The 20,301-nt window shown below is 71.4% G+C and carries 15 protein-coding genes and 1 riboswitch; of the genes, 4 read left to right on the top strand and 11 right to left on the bottom strand.

All coding sequences use genetic code 11. From position 1 onward, the window contains the following. Positions 1-413: 413 nt before the first annotated feature. Both AB0I68_RS28190 and AB0I68_RS28185 read left to right on the top strand, forming a co-directional pair. Positions 414-1,178, top strand: coding sequence for an ABC transporter ATP-binding protein (locus AB0I68_RS28190; RefSeq protein ID WP_363180221.1), 765 nt, complete (start codon positions 414-416; stop codon positions 1,176-1,178). A 154-nt stretch (positions 1,179-1,332) separates the two neighbouring features. Further along, complete coding sequence (locus AB0I68_RS28185; protein ID WP_363180162.1) at positions 1,333-3,882, top strand: FtsX-like permease family protein; 2,550 nt, start codon at positions 1,333-1,335, stop codon at positions 3,880-3,882. Positions 3,883-3,967: 85 nt separating this feature from the next. Here the strand turns inward: AB0I68_RS28185 and AB0I68_RS28180 are convergent, their stop codons facing one another. The 9 genes from AB0I68_RS28180 to AB0I68_RS28140 all read right to left on the bottom strand — a co-directional run bounded on the left by AB0I68_RS28180 (position 3,968) and on the right by AB0I68_RS28140 (position 14,607). Further along, a complete protein-coding gene (locus AB0I68_RS28180) occupies positions 3,968-5,359 on the bottom strand; it encodes a cyclopropane-fatty-acyl-phospholipid synthase family protein (RefSeq protein WP_363180160.1) in 1,392 nt (463 codons plus the stop codon). A gap of 149 nt (positions 5,360-5,508) precedes the next feature. Next, the gene (locus tag AB0I68_RS28175) at positions 5,509-6,894 is read right to left on the bottom strand and encodes an NAD(P)/FAD-dependent oxidoreductase (protein ID WP_363180159.1); all 1,386 of its coding nucleotides are present in this window, start codon (positions 6,892-6,894) and stop codon (positions 5,509-5,511) included. A 447-nt stretch (positions 6,895-7,341) separates the two neighbouring features. Continuing rightward, the gene (locus AB0I68_RS28170; protein ID WP_363180158.1) at positions 7,342-8,283 is read right to left on the bottom strand and encodes a Ppx/GppA phosphatase family protein; all 942 of its coding nucleotides are present in this window, start codon (positions 8,281-8,283) and stop codon (positions 7,342-7,344) included. Continuing rightward, a complete protein-coding gene (locus tag AB0I68_RS28165; protein ID WP_363180157.1) occupies positions 8,280-8,825 on the bottom strand; it encodes a DUF501 domain-containing protein in 546 nt (181 codons plus the stop codon). Before AB0I68_RS28165 ends, AB0I68_RS28170 begins: the two co-directional genes overlap by 4 nt. Before the next feature lie 45 nt (positions 8,826-8,870). After that, on the bottom strand, positions 8,871-9,359 hold the full coding sequence (locus AB0I68_RS28160) for a septum formation initiator family protein (RefSeq protein ID WP_363180156.1): 489 nt from the start codon (positions 9,357-9,359) through the stop codon (positions 8,871-8,873). 91 nt (positions 9,360-9,450) lie between these two features. Next, on the bottom strand, positions 9,451-10,737 hold the full coding sequence (gene eno / locus AB0I68_RS28155) for a phosphopyruvate hydratase (protein ID WP_030028493.1): 1,287 nt from the start codon (positions 10,735-10,737) through the stop codon (positions 9,451-9,453). Between the two features lie 285 nt (positions 10,738-11,022). Beyond that, the gene (locus tag AB0I68_RS28150) at positions 11,023-11,724 is read right to left on the bottom strand and encodes a transglycosylase family protein (protein ID WP_363180155.1); all 702 of its coding nucleotides are present in this window, start codon (positions 11,722-11,724) and stop codon (positions 11,023-11,025) included. 2 nt (positions 11,725-11,726) lie between these two features. Continuing rightward, a riboswitch (cyclic di-AMP (ydaO/yuaA leader) is annotated at positions 11,727-11,898 on the bottom strand. A gap of 276 nt (positions 11,899-12,174) precedes the next feature. Beyond that, positions 12,175-13,230: a transglycosylase family protein gene (locus tag AB0I68_RS28145; RefSeq protein ID WP_363180154.1), complete on the bottom strand. Its 1,056-nt coding sequence runs from the start codon at positions 13,228-13,230 to the stop codon at positions 12,175-12,177. A 111-nt stretch (positions 13,231-13,341) separates the two neighbouring features. Further along, the gene (locus AB0I68_RS28140) at positions 13,342-14,607 is read right to left on the bottom strand and encodes a cytochrome P450 (protein ID WP_363180153.1); all 1,266 of its coding nucleotides are present in this window, start codon (positions 14,605-14,607) and stop codon (positions 13,342-13,344) included. A 148-nt stretch (positions 14,608-14,755) separates the two neighbouring features. Here AB0I68_RS28140 and AB0I68_RS28135 point away from each other — a divergent pair, with 148 nt between their 5' ends. Next, positions 14,756-15,943 (top strand): globin domain-containing protein, encoded by a 1,188-nt coding sequence (locus tag AB0I68_RS28135; protein WP_363180152.1) that lies wholly within the window; start codon positions 14,756-14,758, stop codon positions 15,941-15,943. A gap of 17 nt (positions 15,944-15,960) precedes the next feature. On the opposite strand, the gene AB0I68_RS28130 is transcribed toward AB0I68_RS28135, so the two are convergent. Both AB0I68_RS28130 and AB0I68_RS28125 read right to left on the bottom strand, forming a co-directional pair. Beyond that, positions 15,961-16,980, bottom strand: coding sequence for a nucleoside triphosphate pyrophosphohydrolase (locus tag AB0I68_RS28130; protein ID WP_363180151.1), 1,020 nt, complete (start codon positions 16,978-16,980; stop codon positions 15,961-15,963). Positions 16,981-17,008: 28 nt separating this feature from the next. Further along, on the bottom strand, positions 17,009-17,635 hold the full coding sequence (locus AB0I68_RS28125; protein ID WP_363180150.1) for a SurA N-terminal domain-containing protein: 627 nt from the start codon (positions 17,633-17,635) through the stop codon (positions 17,009-17,011). A gap of 177 nt (positions 17,636-17,812) precedes the next feature. Here AB0I68_RS28125 and AB0I68_RS28120 point away from each other — a divergent pair, with 177 nt between their 5' ends. Then, a complete protein-coding gene (locus AB0I68_RS28120) occupies positions 17,813-20,209 on the top strand; it encodes a YfhO family protein (protein WP_363180149.1) in 2,397 nt (798 codons plus the stop codon). Positions 20,210-20,301: the final 92 nt, after the last annotated feature.

Genomic DNA, 20,301 nt, shown 5'->3' with positions numbered 1-20,301 from the left:
TGCGCCGAGCCTATCCGGAACGCCCAGGTCGCCAGTGGGTCGTCTATCCGATGTTGTCTGATTTTATTGGCGCTTGAGGGACCGTCAGGCGCGAGAACACGCGGTGGGCCCGTTACGGGCGGCGATCACCCCCGAAACGGAAATGACGGGATTTCGATGGCTCGCGCCACCCCGCCCGCCACCCTCCCCGCCACCCCCGGCCACCCCGGCCGCCCCGGCCGCCCCCGAGCACCGCCGGCCCGCTGTCATACCAGAGGAGGAGACACCCGGCCCGGCGATCAGACTCCAGTGGGCCAGGGAACGGGCACCTCGGCTGATCCCCGGCGGGGTGGGCGCGGCGACGATGGAAGAGTCCCGCCGATCAGCGGACCGCACCCCGGTCCGCAGCCCGAGGAGTCGCTCCCGTGACCACCATGAACTACGCCCCGCACACCACCCAGGCCGTGGCCGCCCGGGCCACCGGCCTCTCCAAGGTGTACGGCCAGGGCGAGACCCAGGTGGTCGCCCTGGACAACGTCTCCGTGGACTTCGGCCAGGGCCAGTTCACCGCGATCATGGGGCCCTCGGGCTCCGGCAAGTCCACGCTGATGCACTGCGTCGCCGGCCTGGACACCTTCTCCGCCGGCTCCGTCCGCATCGGCGAGACCGAGCTCGGCACCCTCAAGGACAAGCAGCTGACCCAGCTGCGCCGGGACAAGATCGGCTTCATCTTCCAGGCGTTCAACCTGCTGCCGACCCTGACGGCGCTGGAGAACATCACCCTGCCGATGGACATCGCGGGCCGCAAGCCCGACCGGCAGTGGCTGGACAACGTGATCCGCATGGTCGGCCTCTCCGACCGGCTCAGCCACCGCCCCACCCAGCTCTCCGGCGGCCAGCAGCAGCGCGTGGCCGTGGCCCGCGCCCTGGCCTCCCGCCCCGAGATCATCTTCGGTGACGAGCCCACCGGAAACCTGGACTCGCGCTCCGGCGCCGAGGTCCTCGGCTTCCTGCGCAACTCCGTCCGCGAGCTCGGCCAGACCGTCGTCATGGTCACCCACGACCCGGTGGCCGCCTCCTACGCGGACCGCGTCATCTTCCTCGCCGACGGCCGCATCGTCGACGAGATGCTCAGCCCCACCGCCGACGGGGTGCTCGACCGTATGAAGGCCTTCGACGCCAAGGGCCGCACCAGCTGAGGGACTGCCCCTCCGCCAGTCCTCCGCTGACTTTTGGGTCGCGCTGGTCTTCGCCACCGCTTCGGGCAGGGGCCGCCTCGTACCTCGGGCGACCCCGCCCTCCGCCACGGCTCAGCCCAGCCGCTCGCCCCCCGACATCCTGGACTCCTCCACCATGTTCCGTACCGCCCTGCGCAACGTCCTCGCGCACAAGGCCAGGCTGCTGATGACGGTGCTCGCCGTCGTCCTCGGCGTCGCCTTCGTCTCCGGCACCCTCGTCTTCACCGACACCCTCGGCAAGTCCCTCAGCAGCCAGTCCGCAAAGAGTTACGAAGGCGTCGCGGTCTCCGTCACCTCGTACGGCCAGACCCGCGACGGCAACGGCCAGAAGCAGGGCGAGCCCGGCATCAGCCAGCAGACCCTCGACAAGGTCAAGGGCGTCAAGGGCGTCGACGCCGTGAGCGGCCGGGTCTCCGGATTCGCCGGCGTCGGCGACGAGAACGGCAAGCTGATCGGCCAGGGCTGGGCCAACAAGGGCTCCAACTTCGCCCCCGTCAAGGACGGCAAGGACCCGCGCTACACCTTCGCCGAAGGCGCCGCACCGGCCAAGGACGACCAGATCGCCCTCGACAAGGAGACCGCGTCCAAGGGCAAGTACGCGGTCGGCGACAAGGTGCGCGTCGCCACCAACGGCCCGGTCAAGGAGTACGCCCTCACCGGCGTCTTCACCACCGAGGACGGCTCGGTCAACGCGGGCGGCAGCCTGGTGCTGTTCGACACCGCCGTCGCACAGCAGCTGTACCTGAAGCCCGGCTTCTACCAGGAGCTCTCCGTCAGCGCCAAGGCCGGCACCACCGCCGACCAGCTGCTGTCCGAGGTCAAGCCGCTGCTCGACGCCAAGAACACCAAGGCCCAGACCGGCGCCGAGCTCGCCAAGGACCAGGCCAAGGACATCGAGAAGGGCATGAGCGGCATGAACACCATGCTGCTGATGTTCGCCTTCATCGCGCTCTTCGTCGGCGTCTTCCTGATCTACAACACGTTCACCATGCTGGTCACCCAGCGCACCAAGGAGCTGGCCCTGCTGCGCGCCGTCGGCGCCAACCGCGGCCAGGTCATGCGCTCGGTGCTCGCCGAGGCCCTGGTCGTCGGCATCGTCTCCGCCGCGATCGGCCTCGCCACCGGTGTCGGCCTCGCGGTCGGCATGCGCTCCCTGATGGACTCCTTCGGCGCCAAGGTCCCGGCCGGCGATCTGGTGGTCGCCCCGACCACGATCGTCGCGGCCCTGGTCATCGGCGTCCTCGTCACCGTGCTCGCCGCGCTGCTGCCCGCCTGGCGCACCGGCCGGATCGCCCCGGTCGCCGCCATGGGCAGTGCCCACCTGCCGGCCACCGCGAAGTCCCTCGTCGTGCGCAACGTCATCGGCAGCGTCCTCGGCCTGGTCGGCATCGGCGTGGTCATGCTCGGCGTGTCCATGGGCAGCGACGGCCGGATGGTCATCGGCGGCGGAGCGTTCTTCCTGCTCATCGGTCTGATCGTGCTGCTGCCGCTGCTGTCGCGGCCGGTCATCTCGGCCCTGCGTCCGCCGCTGCAGAAGGTCTTCGGGGTGCCCGGCAAGCTGGCCGCGCAGAACGCCCTGCGCAACCCGCGCCGTACGGCCGTCACGGCCGCTTCGCTGGCCATCGGCCTGACCCTGGTCACCGCGCTCTCGGTCATCGGCATCACCATGGGCAAGGCCGTGGACCGGATGAGCACGGACAAGATCAAGGCCGACTACAAGATCTCCATGAACGGCGGCATGGGCAGCCTCGACAAGTCGGTCGCCGAGACCCTGGCCAAGGCCCCCGGCATCAAGGCCGTCTCCCCGCAGGCCGGCGTTGCGCTGAGGATCGGCAACGAGGTCCACGCGGCTTCGGGCGTCAACCCGGCCGCCATCGGCGAGATGCTCAACGTCGACGTCGTCAGCGGTTCGCTGAGCAGCCTGGGCAAGGGCGAGGTCGCCGTCGCGGACAAGACCGCGGCGAAGGCCAAGCTCTCGGTCGGCTCGACGCTCCAGGTCACGTACGACGACGGCCAGAAGGACTCGCTCAAGGTCGGCGCGGTCTACAAGGAGCTGGACGGCCTGCTCTCCCCGTACGTCCTCGACGACAAGATCCTCAGCGCGCACTCCGACGACCCCTTCATCCCCGAGGTGTACGTCAACGCCACCGGCGGCGAGTCCAAGGCCAGCGAGAAGGCCGTCCTGGACGCGCTCGGCAACAACCCGGCGATCGGCATCGCCACCCAGCAGGACATGCGCAACGAGATGGGCGGCATGGTCAACGTCGCGCTGAACATCATGTACGGCCTGCTCGGCATGGCACTGATCATCTCGGTGCTCGGCGTGGTCAACACCCTCGCGATGTCCGTCTTCGAGCGCAAGCAGGAGATCGGCATGCTGCGGGCGATCGGTCTCGACCGCAGCCGGGTCAAGAACATGATCCGTCTGGAGGCCGTGGTCATCTCGCTCTTCGGCGCGATCCTCGGCATCGGCGTCGGCGTCTTCCTCGCCTGGGCCGTCGGCACCACCTTCAGCAAGTCGGTCCCGGGCTACGCGCTGGTCATCCCGTACGACCGGATCGGCATCTTCCTGCTGCTCGCCGGCGTGGTGGGCGTCCTGGCGGCCATGTGGCCCGCCCGCAGCGCCGCCCGGCTGAACATGCTGACCGCCATCAAGACCGAGTAGCCCCGGCACGGCGGCGGTTGGTTCGCAGGGACACGGAAGGGCCCCGGGGCACACGCCCCGGGGCCCTTCCCGCTGCCGTACGGGGTCACGCGCCCCAGGTGCGCAGCCGCAGCGGCAGCCCCGACCGCCCGGCCGCCGCGGGCTTGACGGCGAGGACCTGGTTGACGCCGAGCCGGCCGTGCTCGAAGCCCAGGGCCGAGGCCGCCATGTACAGCAGCCAGACCCGGGCCCGCCCGGGCGTGGTCAGCCGTACGGCCGCCTCCCAGTGCTCCTCCAGCCGTGCCACCCAGGCGCGCAGGGTCAGCGCGTAGTGCTCGCGCAGCGCCTCCACGTCGCGGACCTCGAAGCCGGCCCGCTCCAGCTCGCCCACCGTCGTGCCCAGCGGGGAGAGCTCGCCGTCGGGGAAGACGTAGGCGTCGATGAACTCGTCGACGCTGTACGCCTCTTCGTCCGGTTCCGGGGGGCGCGCGATCTGGTGGTTCAGCAGCCGGCCGCCGGGTCCCAGCAGTTCGTGCAGGGTGCGGGCGTATTCGCGGTAGCGGTCGGCGCCGACGTGCTCGGCCATGCCGATGGACGAAATGGCGTCGTACGGGCCGTCCTTGACGTCCCGGTAGTCCTGGATCCGGATGTCGACCAGGTCGGCCAGGCCTTCCTCCGCGGCCCGCTTGCGGGCGTAGGCGGCCTGCTCGCGCGAGAGGGTGATGCCGGTGACGCGGACCCCGTACTCCCGGGCCGCGTGCAGCGCCATGGAGCCCCAGCCGCAGCCGACGTCGAGGAGCCGTCGGCCGGGCTGGAGGCCCAGCTTCCGGCAGACCAGGTCGAGTTTGTCCCGCTGGGCGTCCTCCAGTGTGGAGCCGGGGTTCCAGTAGGCGCAGGAGTACACCATCGAGGGGCCGAGGACGTGCTCGTAGAACTCGTTGCCGACGTCGTAGTGGTGGCTGATCGCCTGCCGGTCGCGGATCCTGCTGTGCGTCGGGCCCCCGCGGCGGGGGGCCTCCTCGGGCGGCGGCGCGGGCGCCGGCCACGGCCGGGCCAGGGCGACGAGGTCGCGCAGGGCGGCCCGGGCGTCCGGGTCGCGCAGCAGCGCGGCGGTTCCGGCGGCGCCCGCGGCCCGGTCCGGCAGGTGCGGCAGCTGCGGGCGCAGGGCGCCGAGTTTGCCGAGCCCGGAGCGGCGGACCGCCGGCGGGGCCTCGGGGACGGCGACGGGTGCCCGCTCCCAGAGCAGGCCGGCCACCCGGTCCAGCAGTTCGAACAGGTCGCCCTCGACGGTGATGTCGCCGGCGACCCAGGCACGGGCCAGGCCCAGTTCACCCGGCCGCCACAGGACGCGGCGCAGGGCGCGCCGGTTGGCCAGCACCAGGGTGGGGCCGGGGGGCGGTCCGGCCTCGCTGCCGTCCCAGGCACGAATCCGGACGGGCAGCGGGGCGCCCAGCAGAGTCTCGGCAAGAGCGGCCAGCCGCGGCGCGGCTTCGGTCATCGAAGGCACCTCCAGAACGATCCGACCGAACGGCATACCCATTTCCGGGACCGGTCAATCGGACGGGAACGCCGAAGGGGCCGCCCGCACCACGGATGGCGAGCGGCCCCTTCGGGGACGTGCTGGAGCAGTTGCCGGTCAGGCCCGGGTCAGGAGGCCTTGGCCTTCTCGGCGGGGGCTGCCGCGGCGGCCGGAGCCGGCGCCGGCTTGGCGGCCTCGTAGAACTCCTCGCGCGGGGTCTCGAGCGCACCGAGGGAGACGACCTCGCGCTTGAGGAACATGGCGAGGGTCCAGTCGGCGAAGACGCGGATCTTGCGGTTCCAGGTCGGCATGGCCATGCCGTGGTAGCCACGGTGCATGTACCAGGCGAGCCGGCCCTTGAGCTTGATCTTCATCTTGCCCATGACGATCATCGCGACGCCCTTGTGGAGGCCGAGGCCCGCCACCGCACCCTTGTTGGAGTGCGCGTACTCGTGCTGCGGGAAGCCCCGCATGCCCGAGATGACGTTGTCGCCGAGGACCTTGGCCTGGCGCAGCGCGTGCTGGGCGTTCGGCGGGCACCAGGCGTTCTCGACGCCGGCCTTGCGGGCGGCGATGTCCGGGACCTGGGCGTTGTCGCCCGCGGCCCAGATGTAGTCGGTGCCCTGGACCTGGAGGGTCGGGGCGGTGTCGACGTGGCCGCGCGGGCCCAGCGGCAGGCCATAGCGGGCCAGCACCGGGTTGGGCTTGACGCCGGCGGTCCACACGAGGGTGTTGGAGTCGACCTCGAGGCCGTTCTTCAGCACCACGTGGCCGTCCACGCAGGAGTCCATGGAGGTGTTGAGGTAGATCTCGATACCGCGGGACTCGAGGTGCTCCTTGCCCCAGGTGCCGAGCTTGGGCCCGACCTCGGGGAGGATCTTGTCGGCCGCGTCCACCAGGATGAAGCGCATGTCCTCGCGCTTGATGGTGGTGTAGTACTTCGCGGCGTCGCGGGCCATGTCCTCGACCTCGCCGATGGTCTCCGCACCGGCGAAGCCGCCGCCGACGAAGACGAAGGTGAGGGCCTTGCGGCGGACGTTCTCGTCCGTCGTGGACTCGGCCTTGTCGAGCTGCTCGAGGACGTGGTTGCGCAGGCCGATGCCCTCTTCGACGCCCTTCATGCCGATGCCCTGTTCGGCGAGGCCGGGGATCGGGAAGGTGCGGGAGACGGCGCCGAGCGCGATCACCAGGTAGTCGAAAGGCAGCTCGTACGCCTCGCCGACGAGCGGCGTGACGACGGCGACCTTGCGGTCTTGGTCGATGCTGGTGACCCGGCCGGTGAGAACCTCTGCCTTGGGCAGCACGCGTCGCAGCGGGACGACGACGTGCCGAGGCGAGATGCTGCCTGCGGCCACTTCAGGGAGGAAGGGCTGGTAGGTCATGTACGAGCGCGGGTCGACGACCGTGACAGTCGCCTCGCCGTAGCGCATCTTCTTCATGATGCGCTTGGCTGCGTACAGGCCTACGTACCCACCTCCTACAACGAGGATCCTGGGACGCTCCGTGGTGCTCATGGAACGAGTATCCAGCACCCCAAGGGGTGATGCTCGTGAGCCCCTTCACAAGGTGTTGGAAGGCCTCTGCTACACTGCGCGGCCCACGTGACGGAGGTCATGGCGCAAAATGGGAACCAGGGTGTAACGGGAGTCGTTGTTCACCCGTCCTGAACTGGCCTCCAGGCCCGCAAGCGGAATAGACCACCGGGTTGGTGGATACCTACCGACAGCACCGGACCGCGGCCTCAAATCGCACGAACGGTCGCACGAAAGGGGCCTGCGGACCCCGGGAGTGCCCTTAAGGACCCTTCCCGCGGCCCAGCAGGCCCCTTTTCCTTGTGAAGAACTTCACGAACTTTCTGTGGGCGAGCGGACGTAAGGCCCCCGTAAGGGCCTCCGAGAGCCCTCCGGAGGGCCCCTGCGACCCTCGCACGAGGTCCTCACGAGGCTCCCGCGAGCCGCCCGTCAGGCGACGGACCAGGCGATTCCGTCGAGGATGTCGTGCTCCGAGACCACGACCTCCGAGGCGCCGATCCGCTCCATGACCGCGAGCAGCACCAGGGTGCCCGCGCCGATGACGTCCACCCGGCCCGGGTGCAGGACCGGGATCGCCGCGCGCTCGGCGTGCGTGGCCGTCAGCATCCGCTCGCTGATCTCCCGGACCGTCTCGTACGGGATCCGCGCGTGGTGGATCGCCGACGAGATGTACTCTGGCAGCCCGAGGGCGATCCCGGCGACCGTGGTCACCGAACCGGCCAGGCCCACCAGCGTCCGCGCCTCGGAGAGCGGGACCGTCTGCTCGACCAGGTCCAGCGCCGCCTCGATGTCGGCCCGTATGGCGGCGATCTGCTCCGCGGTCGGCGGATCGCTGACCGCCCCGTCCACCACGAGGTGACGCTCGGTCATCCGTACGCAGCCCACGTCCACCGAGCGGGCCGCCCGCACGTGCTCCTCGCCGACCACGAACTCGGTCGAGCCGCCGCCGATGTCCACCACCAGGAAGGGCTTCTCCATGTGAGTGGTGCCCATCAGCTCCTTGGTGGCGCCGGTGAAGGAGAACTCCGCCTCCTGGTCACCGGAGATCACCTCGGGCTCGACGCCCAGGATGCCGAGGACCCCCTGGACGAACTCGTCCCGGTTCTCGGCGTCGCGGGAGGCCGAGGTCGCCACGAAGCGCAGCCGCTCCGCACCCAGCTCCTTGATGACCGCCGCGTACTCGCGGCAGGCCGCGAAGGTGCGCTCCAGCGCCTCCGGGGCCAGCCGGCCCGTCCTGTCCACGCCCTGGCCCAGGCGGACGATCGTCATCCGCCGGTCCAGCTCGATCAGGTCACCGGTGGCCGGGTCGCAGTCCGCGACCAGGAGGCGGATCGAGTTCGTACCGCAGTCGATTCCGGCGACCCTGGTCACTCCGCCCCCTTCTTCTCGGCCTTCTGCGCGCACGGCGCGACGCAGGCGCCCTTCGCCCACCACTCCGGCAGCATCGCCAGGGCCTCGTCGCCGAACGGGTTCACCCCGGGACCGGCGGCCAGCGAGTGGCCGACCAGCACGTGCAGGCACTTCACCCGGTCCGGCATCCCGCCGGCGCTCGGGAAGCCCTGGAGCACCTCGATGGCGTCACGGCGCCGGATGTAGTCCTCGTGCGCGGCCTGGTAGGCGGCGGCGAGCTCGGGGTCCTCGGCGAGCCGGGCCTGCATCTCCTTCATCACGCCGTTCGCCTCGAGCGTGCCGATCGCGGAGGCCGCGCGCGGGCAGGTGAGGTAATACAGCGTCGGGAAGGGCGTGCCGTCGGGCAGCCGCGGGGCGGTCTCCACCACGTCCGGCTGGCCGCAGGGGCAGCGGTGGGCGATGGCGCGCAGCCCGCGCGGCGGGCGGCCGAGCTGCTGCTCGAACGCCTCGATGTCCGCGTCGGTCGGCTCGGTCCGGTCGGTCTGGGGCGGGGGCGTCTGCATGCCTGGAGGAAGTCTCTTCGTTCTCGTGGATGGGTGCGGTGCTCGTCAGTCGCCGGGGCGGTCGGCCTTGTCGACGCCGTCCCAGACGTTCGAGTACCAGGGCCGGTCGGATCCGGCCGTTCCGGTGCGGTGCCGCTCGGCGGCCCCGGCCCCGGGGTCGGTCATGATGTAGCTGATCTCGCCCGGGCGGACGAAGTGCAGGTGCTTGCGCGCCTGCTGCTCCGCGTACGCGTTGTCCTGCCAGCGGGCCTTCTCGTCACGGAGGCGTTCGAGGCGCCGGCCCGCGGCCCCGGCGGCCCGCCGCTGCTCCGCGATCTCCGAGCGCTGGGAGACGTACTGGCGCATCGGATACGCGAGGGCGACGACCAGCGTACAGAGGACCAGCACCAGGAGCGCGGCCCGGCCGGTGAGCCGGCTGCGCCGGACCTGGCGGCGCGTCTGCGAGCGGTAGACGTGGGCGGCGGTCCGCTCCCCGAGCTGCTTGAGCCTGGTCGCGGTGGAGAAGGTGGAGAACCGATCCCGGTTCCCGGCCATTGATCCCGCCTCCCCTGTATACGCACTACGCAATACGTCCCCGCACACGGTACGGGACCGAGTGCGGGGACGTACGGAGGCAAGAGCGTGATTAGCCCTTGAAGCGCGGGAAGGCGGAGCGGCCCGCGTACACCGCGGCGTCGTCGAGGATCTCCTCGATGCGCAGCAGCTGGTTGTACTTGGCGACGCGGTCCGAGCGGGCCGGGGCGCCGGTCTTGATCTGACCGCAGTTCACGGCGACGGCGAGGTCGGCGATGGTGACGTCCTCGGTCTCACCGGAGCGGTGCGACATCATGCACTTGAAGCCGTTGCGCTGGGCCATCTCGACGGCGTCGAGGGTCTCGGTCAGCGAACCGATCTGGTTCACCTTGACGAGCAGGGCGTTCGCGGAGCCCTCCTCGATACCGCGGGCCAGACGCTCCGGGTTGGTGACGAAGAGGTCGTCGCCGACGATCTGGACCTTGGCGCCGAGGCGGTCGGTGATGGTCTTCCAGCCGGCCCAGTCGTCCTCGAACAGCGGGTCCTCGATGGAGACGAGCGGGTACGCCTCGACGAGCTCGGCGTAGTAGTCGGTCATCTCGGCGGCCGAGCGGGACTGGCCCTCGAACTCGTACTTGCCGTCCTTGTAGAACTCGGACGCGGCGACGTCGAGGGCGAGCGCGATGTCCTTGCCCGGGGTGTAGCCGGCCTGCTTGATGGCCTCGATGATGAGGTCGAGCGCGGCGCGGTTGGACTCCAGGTTCGGGGCGAAGCCGCCCTCGTCGCCCAGGCCGGTGGACAGACCCTTGGTGTGCAGGACCTTCTTGAGGGTGTGGTAGACCTCGGCACCCCAGCGCAGGGCCTCGGAGAAGGACTCCGCGCCGATCGGGGCGATCATGAACTCCTGGATGTCCACGTTGGAGTCGGCGTGCGACCCACCGTTGAGGATGTTCATCATCGGAACGGGCAGCAGGTGCGCGTTCGGGCCGCCGAGGTAGCGGAAGAGCGGGAGGTCCGAGGCCTCGGACGCGGCGTGCGCGACGGCGAGGGACACGCCGAGGATGGCGTTGGCGCCGAGCGAGCCCTTGTTGTCGGTGGCGTCCAGGTCGAACATGGCCTGGTCGATCAGGCGCTGCTCGGTGGCGTCGTAGCCGACGAGCTCCGGGCCGATCTGCTCGATGACGGCGAGGACGGCCTTCTCGACACCCTTGCCCATGTAACGGTTGGGGTCACCGTCACGGAGCTCGATGGCCTCGAATGCACCGGTGGAGGCGCCGGACGGAACTGCAGCACGGCCGGTGCTGCCATCGTCGAGGCCCACCTCGACCTCGACCGTGGGGTTGCCTCGGGAGTCCAGGATTTCCCGGGCTACGACGACGTCGATGGACGGCACGAGCATCTCCTTCTGGGATGTGACGCTGGATGTGCGGTGGCGTGTCAGGCCGTGGGATGGCCTTGCCGCCTAGAGCCTAACCGGCTCCGGGCGCTCGACCGGCCGACCGCCCGGCCCCTGGGACGAAAAAGGGCCCGAATACCCGCCTTCCGGGACATAGGACTCTCGATTGCCGGCGTCTCGACCGGGGCCGCGCAGGAAAAACGCCACCGCCCGGCGCGTGGGGGCAGACGCGCCGGGCGGTGGGGATGCTGCGTGTTGCACGAGCTGCCGCGGTAGTTACCGCGGGATTCAGCTGAGCTTCAGCTTCTGACCGGGGAAGATCAGGTCGGCATCCGAGACGATGTCCTTGTTGAGCTCGAAGAGCTTCTCCCAGCCGCCCTTGACGCCGTTGGCCTCGGCGATGGTGCCCAGGGTGTCGCCGGACTTGACCTCGTACGAGCCGTTGCCGGTCTTCGGGGCCGGGGCCTCGGAGCGCTCGGAGCGGGTGGTCGGGGCCTCGGAGCGCTGCGTCTCCTTCTTCGGCTCGGTCTTCTTCGGCTGGGTCTTCTTCGTCTCGGCCTTCTGCTCCGTCTTCTTCGGGGTGTCGGTCGTACCACCACCGGTGTAGGAGGAGTTGGACAGGCCGACGCCGCAGGACGGCCACGCGCCCTTGCCCTGGCCCTTGAGGACCTTCTCGGCGATGGCTATCTGCTGCGCCTTGGAGGCCTGGTTGGCCTGGGCGGCGTACGCCTTGCCGCCGTACGCGGCCCAGGTGGAGGCCGAGAACTGCACTCCGCCGTAGTAGCCGTTGCCCGTGTTGATGGCCCAGTTGCCGCCGGACTCGCACTGCGCGACGCGGTCCCACTCGGAGACGGTCGCGGCGGAGGCGGAGCCCGCGGTCATCAGGGGCGCCGCGACGGCGACACCGGCGACGCCGGCGAGCGTGACGATGCGGGTGGTCCGCTCGATGGCGGTGGCGCGGCGGTGCTTGCCCTTGCCGGAAAGCAGCATGGAGTTCTCCTCACCGACGCCTGCGAGGTGAGCTGTCGGGTTCGGGCGGATGAGTGCCCGGCCGTGCGATGTGGCGCACGACTTAACCCCTAGCCGTTTCCGTGACCGTCTCTCAACGGCCGGTCCCGGCGCCTACCTTGGTTCCCCCGCTCCTGCCTTCGGCGCTTGACGCGACGACTGTTCCCCCCGTCCGCCGGCAGGACTCGGCGATGCGGTCGAAGAGGCCCGCGGTGGCGGGCGACTCAGAAGGTAGACAGGTCTCTCCCCGATGTTCAACGAGGAACATCGGGGAGAAACGACCCCTACTTGCGCTCTCCTTGCGGGCATTTGCGCAGGTGAGGACGGGGTTTGCGGAAGGCTTCGGGCGGGACACGCCAGTTGACCGGAAGAGACACATGTCTCACTTGCAGATAACAGACATTCAGCTCTTTTTGGGTGTCCGAAGTGTCACTATTTCTGGCTTAGATGCAGATTCTGGCCAGGCTTGATCAGATCGGCGTCATCCCCGATGACCTGCTCGTTGGCCTGGTAGAGCGCGTTCCAGCCGCCCTTGAGGCCCTTGGCAGACGCGATGGTGGCCAGGCTGTCACCCGCCTGGACGGTGTACGAGGGGGCCGACGCCGCCTCTGACACGACGGGCGCCTCGGGGGCCGGCGTACCACGGTGCTTGCCGGTGCCGGAGGTGTCCGGGATGGCGGCCGGGTCGGTGGAGGCGCCCGGGGTACCGGGGGTACCCGGGGTCGAGGGGGCGCCGGGCTTGGCCGGGTTGGCCGGAGCGGTCGGGTCCGCCGGGTGCCCGGGCGTGGTCGGGGTTCCCGGGGCCGTCGGCGCGATGGGCGTCGTCGGGGCCGTGGGGACGCCCGGGTTCACGGTCGGGTCGCCCGGGAGCACCGGGACGGACGGCGACGTGGACGGCGCATCCGGGTCGGGCATGACGGGCAGTCCGCTGTTCGGCGCGAGCGGCGCCGGCGGGAGCGTGAAGTCGGGGGCCGGGGTCGGGGTCGGGGCGCCGAAGTCCATCGCCTTGGCCCCGGTGCCGCCGCGCGGGACCGAGTCGTCGGGGCGCGAGTGGCTCGGGGCGACCGGTCCGAGCGTGCCGGGCAGGCCCGGGTCCACGCTCGCGGCGGGAGCCTGCTGGGTCAGCCCGGCCGACTCCGAGCACTGCCCCCACGCCGAGGGACCCTGGGCGCCCAGCACGCGCTCCGCGACGGCGATCTGCTGCGACCGGCTGGCGAGGTCGGGACGCTCGGCGAACGCGAGGCCGCCCGAGGCGTTCCACTGCTCCTGCGTGAACGAAAGTCCGCCGTACGACCCGCTGCCGAAGTTGGCGCTCCAGGAGCCCCCGCTCTCGCACTCGGCGACCTTGTCCCACGTGGAGGTGTCGGCCGCGCTCGCGCCGGTGGCGGCGAGCAGCGGTAGTGCCAAAGCGGAGCCAGTGACTCCGGCGGTGACGACTATCGCGGGTACCTGGCGGGGGCGTCTGTGGCGGCCGTTCCCGGAACGCATGAGCTGCACCTTTCGCATAACGGCTGGGTAACGGCAGAACCTAGCCGTCTTAGCACGATAGTCACAACTCTTGACGGGAGCTGACTTACGGTCAGGGGACGTTCAGGTGTTTCAAGGTGTGAACCGGACGGGAAGAGTGCGCAGGCCACGCATGATCAGACCCCCGCGCCAGCGAAGGTCGTTGGGCGGAACAGCGAGTTCCAGATCTGGCAGACGCGTCAGCAAAGTCGCAAGCGCCGTCTGCCCTTCAAGTCGTGCGAGCGGAGCGCCCAGGCAGTAGTGGATGCCGTGCCCGTATCCGAGGTGCTGGTTGTCCGTGCGGGAGAGGTCCAGGGTGTCCGGATCGGCGAACCGCTCGGGATCCCGGTCGGCCGCGGCGAGGACGACGAGCACCGGATCGCCGGCCGCGACGTCCTGGCCCCCGAGGGTCAGCGGCTCGGTGGCGAACCGCCAGGTGGCGAGCTCCACGGGACCGTCGTAGCGGAGCAGCTCCTCGATGCCGGTCTCCAGCAGGCCGCTCTCACCGGCGGCGAGGGAGTCCTGGAGGCGGGCGCGCTGGTCCGGGTTCATGAAGAGGGAGTGGACGCCGTTGCCGATGAGGTTCACGGTCGTCTCGAATCCGGCGAAGAGCAGGATGAAGGCCATGGCGGTGGCCTCGGCCTCCGTCAGGTGGTCGCCGTGGTCGCTCGCGCGGATCAGGTCGGAGATCAGGTCATTACCCAGATCATCCCTTTTGCGGTGGATGAGTTCACCGAGGTAGGTCCGCATCTGCTTCACGGAGCGGGCGACGCCGCCGCGCGGGCCGCCGCCGTGCCGGATCATCATCCCGGCCCAGTCGCGGAAGTCGTCCTGGTCCTCGCGCGGTACGCCGAGCATCTCGCAAATGGCGTAGATGGGGAGCGGGAAGGCGAACTCGTGGATGAGGTCCGCCTCCCCCCTGCTCGCGAACTGATCGATGAGGTGGTCGGTCAGCTCCTGCACCCGGGGAGTGAACTCGGCCACCCGGCGCGGGGTGAACGCCTTCGACACCAGCCGCCGCAGCCGGGTGTGGTCCGGCGGGTCGATGTTGAGCAGATGCGTCATCAGTTCCGCCTTGCGCTCCCCCGGGATCCCGGTCTTGCCCTTGGCGTGCGCCGGCTCCGCGTGGTGCGCCGGGTTCTTGCTGAGCCGCTGGTCCGCAAGGGCCTGGCGGGCGTCGGCGTACCGGGTGACGAGCCAGGCCTCGACCCCGCTGGGGAGCTTGGTGCGGTGCACCGGGGAGTGCTCGCGCAGCCAGGCGTACGCCGGGTACGGATCGGTCGCGAACTCCCAGTCGAACAGGGTCGGGCCCTGGGGAGGAGTGCTGTCTGCGGGGGCTCTGGAGGTCGGCTCGTGCACCCGCTGACCGTATCCCGCGCGCCGGCCGCCATCCCATATGGGTCGTTCGCCGCGGCTGTCCGTAGATCCGCCATCGCTTGACCTCGCGTTCCCCGGCCCTCCTATTTTCGGATGTGTGGATGTGAGGATCTTGAAAAGCAGCTTCGCGGTGGTGGAGAGACGGGCCGAGCACGCGGTCAAGTACTTCTACTCCCACCTCTTCTGGCACAACCCCGGGTTCCGTGGACTCTTCCCGGCCTCCGCGCAGGACATGGAACGCCAGCGCGACCGGCTCTTCGCCGCGCTGACCCACGTGGTCGCCCACTTCGAGGACGAGAACCTCCTCCCCTATCTCCACGACCTCGGCCGCGACCACCGCAAGTTCCTCGCCGGCCCCCACCACTACGCGGCCGTCGGATCCAGCCTGCTCGCCGCGCTCGCCCGGACCTCCGGCGAGGCCTGGACCCCGGGCGTGGAGAAGGTCTGGTCCGAGGCGTACCAGGTGGTCGCCGACGCCATGATGGCCGGAGCCGCCGCGAGCGAGGACCCCCCGTGGTGGGACGCCGAGATCGTGCGCCACCTCCGGTACGGGGAGGACATAGGGGTGCTGACCCTGCGCCCGCACGAGGCCTTCCCCTATCTCCCCGGCCAGTACGCGAGCGTGAGCAGCGCCCGGGTGCCGACGACCTGGCGCACGTACTCCATCGCAAACGCCCCGCGCCCGGACGGCACCCTCGACCTGCACGTCAGCCGCGTCGAGCGCGGCCGGCTCAGCACCGCCCTGGTCCGCGAGGCCCGGCCCGGCGAGGTGCTGCGCCTCGGCGCGGCCGGCGGGCAGCTCACCTTCCGCCGCGCCGACCGCCCGGTCAGCTTCATCGCGGCGGGCACCGGCTGGGCCCCGATCCGGGCCATGCTGGAGGAACTCGCCGAGCATCCTCCCGATCAGGACGTACGGCTCTTCGTGGTCGCCCGGGACGCCGCCCACCTCTACGACCGCCCGCTGATCGACGAGTACGCCGCCGCCTTCCGCTGGCTCGGCGTCACCTACATCACGCCCGCCCCCGGGCAGCACCGCAACGAGGCCACCGGGCGGCTCGCGACCGCGCTCGGCCACCGGGCCCTGTGGCCCGACCAGGACGTCTACCTCAGCGGCCCGCCGCCGTTCATCGACGAGACCGCGTACCTGCTGCAGGAGCTGGGCGCCCGCCCCGCCCGGATCTTCCACGACTCCGTACCCGCCGTCGCCGGCACGGGCCACGGCCCGGGCGGCCGGCCGCTGGGCTTCGCGGAGTGGTTCCTGAGCCGCCCCGCGCCGCACTGGCACAACCCGTCGGGCCGCGCGCCCCGGAACGGGTAGGACCCTGCTGCCGCGGGCTACTCGCCGACGCCCTCGGCGGCCCGGATCGCGTCCCGGTAGGCACGGGCCGCAGCGCGCAGCGCGGTCTCGGGGTCGACCCCCGCCGCCTCGGCGCGCGCCGCCAGTTCCAGCAGCTCGTATCCGATGCCCTCGCCGCGGGGCAGTTCCACGGCCACACCGCCCGCGCGGACCCGGCCGGCGAGCTTGGCCGCCAGCGCGAGACCGGGCTGGCCCAGCGGGATCCCCTCGGTGACCGACTCCCGCTGCTTCTCGACCGCCTTGGTGCGCTGCCAGTGCGCGCTGACGTCCTCCGGGGTCTGCGCGTCCGCGTCCCCGAAGACGTGCGGATGCCGGTGGATCAGCTTCTCGACGAGGCTGCCCGCCACGTCGTCGACGGAGAACGGCTCTTCGGGATGCTCCTCGGCGATGCGCGCGTGGAAGACCACCTGGAGGAGTACGTCGCCGAGCTCCTCGCGCAGCGCCTCCCGGTCCCCGTCCTCGATGGCCTCGACCAGCTCGTACGCCTCCTCCGTGGCGTACTTGACCAGGCCCTCGTGGGTCTGGCGCGAGGTCCAGGGGCACTCCCGGCGGACCCGGTCCATCACCTGGACGAGGTCGAGCAGGCGGGCGCCGGGCAGATCGTACGAGCCGGGCAGCAGCTCGAGGTCGGGCATGTCGACCCGGCCGGAGCCGGCGAGCCGGGCCAGTCCGTCGGTGAGCCGTTGGTCGCCCTCGCCGCCCGGGATCACCACGACCGTGCGGCCGCCTGCGCAGGCCTCGACCAGCGCGTGCGCGTCCGGGGTCTCGTGCGCGACCTCGACCCCCGCCTCGCGCAGGTACGGCAGCTGCGGGTGGCCCGGGTCGGCGCACAGCACCCGGTCCGCGGCGTGCAGGGTCTGCCATGCCGGCCAGGACAGCAGACCGGGGGCGACCCGGTGGCTGGCGGTCAGCAGCACGATCCGGCCCGCTGCCGTGTCGGCGGCGGCGGGATCGGCGGCAGGTGCGGCGGGGGCGGGTTCGGCGGCGTGGTCGGTCACCCTCCGAACCTACCTCCGTACGGATGACTCAGGCTCCGGCGGGGGCCTGCTCGGGCCGGGTCCGCTGGACGATCCAGGGCGTGTCCTGGTCGCCGAGCACGATCTGCTGCGCGTCCCAGACGCCGTAGCGCGGGTTCACCTCGATGTGCAGCGCCTTCGCGGCGGACGCGAGCTTCTCGACGGCCTTGTCCTGGCTGCCGTAGTGGTCGAAGAGCTTGTCGCGCAGCAGCTTGAAGCGGGCGTCGGCGTCGAGCTGGTCGGGCGCCAGGTGGGCCTGCTCGAGGGCCGCCGCGGCCAGCTTCTCGCTGCCGCCCGCCTTGTCCAGCTGGGCCTTGCGGAAGTCCTGGACCTCCTTCTCGCCGACGCTCACGCCCGCGTCCTTCGCGGCGCGCTCCAGGACGACGGTCTGGATCATCTTGTTGAGCTTGACGCGCTCCAGGCCGGGCGAGGCCTGGATCAGCTGGGCGGCGGTCGGCCCGGACCCGTTCTGCGCCGCGCGGACATCGTTGACCTGGGCCTGGAGCGCGGAGGTGGTGATCCGTTCGCCACCGACGACGGCCGCGGTGCCGGGGCGGGCCTGACCCGAGCAGGCGGACAGCAGGGGGGCCGCCACGAGCAGGGCGGCGGAGACGGAGAGCGCTGTGCGACGGTGCAAAGGAGCCTCCAGGGCCGGGAGATTGTGCGTCGGTGCACAAGGGCCGTGCGGTGATCGATGGTATGCAGTCAAGGTGATCCGAGCCACCGGTTCGACCAACGATTCCCGGGGTGTTGGGGCACGTATTCACCCGGTGGCCACCCTTTGGTCCACCGGCACTGCCAAGGTCGGCCCACCATGTCGACACCGCACCGCTCGCCGCGCCGCCGGAGCCTGCACGGCTCGGCCCTCGCCGCCCTGATCACGGTGGTGGCCGTGTGCGCCGGGGACGCGGCCGCCCGCGTGTTCCCGTACGGGCACCGCCACCGCAGCATCAACGACCTCGGGAACCAGTTCGTCCCCTTCCACGCCCACCTGTGGGACCTCCTGCACGGGCGGGCGGAGGGCGGACTGCTCTTCAACTGGCAGTCCGGATACGGCATGAGCTTCCTGCCCGACTTCGGCACCTACCTCTCGAGCCCCTTCGCGGTGCTCGTCGGCCTCTTCCCGCGCGAGGACATCGACCTCGCGGTGTACGTGGTCACCGTGCTCAAGATGACCGCCGCGGCGGCGGCGATGGCCTGGCTGCTGCGCACGCAGCGCCGCGGGCCGTGGTGGGCGGCGGCGCTGCTGGGCGCCTCGTACGCGCTGTGCGGCTGGTCGGTGATCGAGGCCTCGTACAACCCGATGTGGCTGGACGGGCTGATCGCGTTCCCGCTCCTGTGCCTGACGGGTGAATGGGCGCTGCGGGGGCGCCGGCCGGCGGTCGCCGTCCTCGTGGTGGGGCTGTCCTGGACGGCGAACTTCTACACGGCCTACATGGCGACGCTCGGCGCGGCGCTGGTGCTCGTGGTGCGGGTGGTGCTGACCCGTGAAGGAGTACGGGAGCGGCTGCGGGTGCTCGGCCGCGCGGCGGGGACGACGCTGCTGGGCATCGCGGTGTCCGCCCCGGTGCTGGTCCCGCTCTTCCTGAGCTCGCAGCAGGCGTACCCGGGCTGGACGCGGCAGTTCCAGCCGGTGTCCTGGCCGGACCTGTTCGCACGGATCCTGCCCGCCACGTACTCCTTCTCCTCACCGGCGCTGTTCGTGGGCACGGGGACGCTGCTGCTGGTGGCGGCCCTGCCGTTCCACCGGGCGGTGCCGTTGCCCGCCCGCCTGGGGTGGGCGGGGCTGACGGCGGCCGTCCTGCTCTCCTTCCAGTGGACGCCGACGCACCTGGCCTGGCACCTGTTCGCGACCCCGAACGGCAGCCCGTACCGGCAGACGTTCGTCCTGGCCGGGGTGGCCGTGATCGCCGCGTGGACCGGGCTGGCGACGGCCGGGCTGCCGGGGCCGCGGGCGCTGGCGGCGGGGGCGGCGGTGCTGGCCGCGGCGGCCGTGGCGGCGAGCGGCAGCACGCTGGCGACGACGTGGGGGGTCGGGCTCTTCTGCGGTGGGCTGGCCCTCGCGGCGGGGGCCTGGTGGTGCCTGCGATACCGCAGGCTGGTCCTGCCGGCGGCCGGGGTGCTGGCGCTGGTGCTGGTCGGCCAGGCGGCGGCGACGACGGCGTTCGGACACAAGGGCAAGCTGGGGGGCCTGGACGACTACCCCTCGTGGGGTGCGGCGCACACGGCGCGCGCCGAGGCCCTCGCCGGCGGCGAGGGCTGGCCGGCTTACCGCACGGACCCGAGCCGGCCGGCGCTGTCGGGCAACGACCCGCTGCTGCTGGGCGGGGAGGGCGGCGCCTACTACAGCAGCCACACCCCCGACGTGTTCACGCGGACGATGGTGGCCCTCGGGGCGGGCTGGACCTCGCGCGGGCGCAATGTGCAGAGCATCGACAACCCGGTGACGGACGCGGTCTTCGCGGTCGGCGCCCGCCTGCGGCCCGACGGCACGATCGGCCGCGCGCAGGTCCCCCCGCTGATCACGATCCGCCCGCCGGGGCCCGCGCCCTCCTACACCGACGGGCCGCCCTTCCCCAACCAGGAACTCCTGCTCGGCGCCCGGGTGTACGAGGACCCGGTCTCCGTCGGGGTCTGCCGCGCGGGCACGGAGGCCTATCTCTGGGCCCCGGAGTACAACGCGACGGCCCGCCTCGCGGACGGCCCCGCCTTCCGCCTGAACGGCAACGCCCCCCGCAACCGGGCGGCCCTCCAGCCGCTGGGCGCCTCCCGGGGCGCCTCCTCGGCCCTCGTCTTCGACGCTCCCCCGCCCCCGCGCCGGACCCTGTCCTGCCTGGACCGCGCCCGCCTGGACACGGCGGTGTCCGCGTTGCGCGCGACGGCGCCGACGTCCCTGCGGGTCGCCGCGTCGAGCGTCCGGGCCACCGTCCCGGCGGGCACCACGGGCACGGCGGTCCTCTCGTCCCCGGCGGTCGCGGGCTGGACCTGCAACGACCGCCCGGCCACTGCCTACCTGGGCCTGGTCTCCGTCCCCGTGACCCCCGACACCACCACGATCACCTGTACCTTCCGCCCCCCGGGCCTCATCCCGGGCACGGCCGTCGCGGCAACGGCCCTGCTCCTCCTGGCCGGGCTCCTCGCGGCGGAACGGCGCCGCAGGACCCGGGCGGGCCGGATCCCCCGTTCGGGCGAACACGCCCTGTCGGCTTAGGGGGTGTCCGGCGGATCAGGGCCGGATAGCCCGGGTCGTCTGGTGCCGTGGATTGCAAGGCGGAGGAGGGAGCCACTGCGGTGGGGGCACCT

The organism is Streptomyces sp. NPDC050448 (assembly GCF_040655295.1).
Lineage (GTDB): Bacteria > Actinomycetota > Actinomycetes > Streptomycetales > Streptomycetaceae > Streptomyces.
Note: the sequence above shows the minus strand (reverse complement) of the source record. Positions and strands in the feature narration are given on the sequence as shown.

Coding starts and splice junctions, on each gene's coding strand:
- AB0I68_RS28190 (WP_363180221.1), top strand. CDS start 414: ATGAACTACGCCCCGCACACCACCCAGGCCGTGGCCGCCCGGGCCACC.
- AB0I68_RS28185 (WP_363180162.1), top strand. CDS start 1,333: ATGTTCCGTACCGCCCTGCGCAACGTCCTCGCGCACAAGGCCAGGCTG.
- AB0I68_RS28180 (WP_363180160.1), bottom strand. CDS start 5,359: ATGACCGAAGCCGCGCCGCGGCTGGCCGCTCTTGCCGAGACTCTGCTG.
- AB0I68_RS28175 (WP_363180159.1), bottom strand. CDS start 6,894: ATGAGCACCACGGAGCGTCCCAGGATCCTCGTTGTAGGAGGTGGGTAC.
- AB0I68_RS28165 (WP_363180157.1), bottom strand. CDS start 8,825: ATGCAGACGCCCCCGCCCCAGACCGACCGGACCGAGCCGACCGACGCG.
- AB0I68_RS28160 (WP_363180156.1), bottom strand. CDS start 9,359: ATGGCCGGGAACCGGGATCGGTTCTCCACCTTCTCCACCGCGACCAGG.
- eno (WP_030028493.1), bottom strand. CDS start 10,737: ATGCTCGTGCCGTCCATCGACGTCGTCGTAGCCCGGGAAATCCTGGAC.
- AB0I68_RS28150 (WP_363180155.1), bottom strand. CDS start 11,724: ATGCTGCTTTCCGGCAAGGGCAAGCACCGCCGCGCCACCGCCATCGAG.
- AB0I68_RS28145 (WP_363180154.1), bottom strand. CDS start 13,230: ATGCGTTCCGGGAACGGCCGCCACAGACGCCCCCGCCAGGTACCCGCG.
- AB0I68_RS28120 (WP_363180149.1), top strand. CDS start 17,813: ATGTCGACACCGCACCGCTCGCCGCGCCGCCGGAGCCTGCACGGCTCG.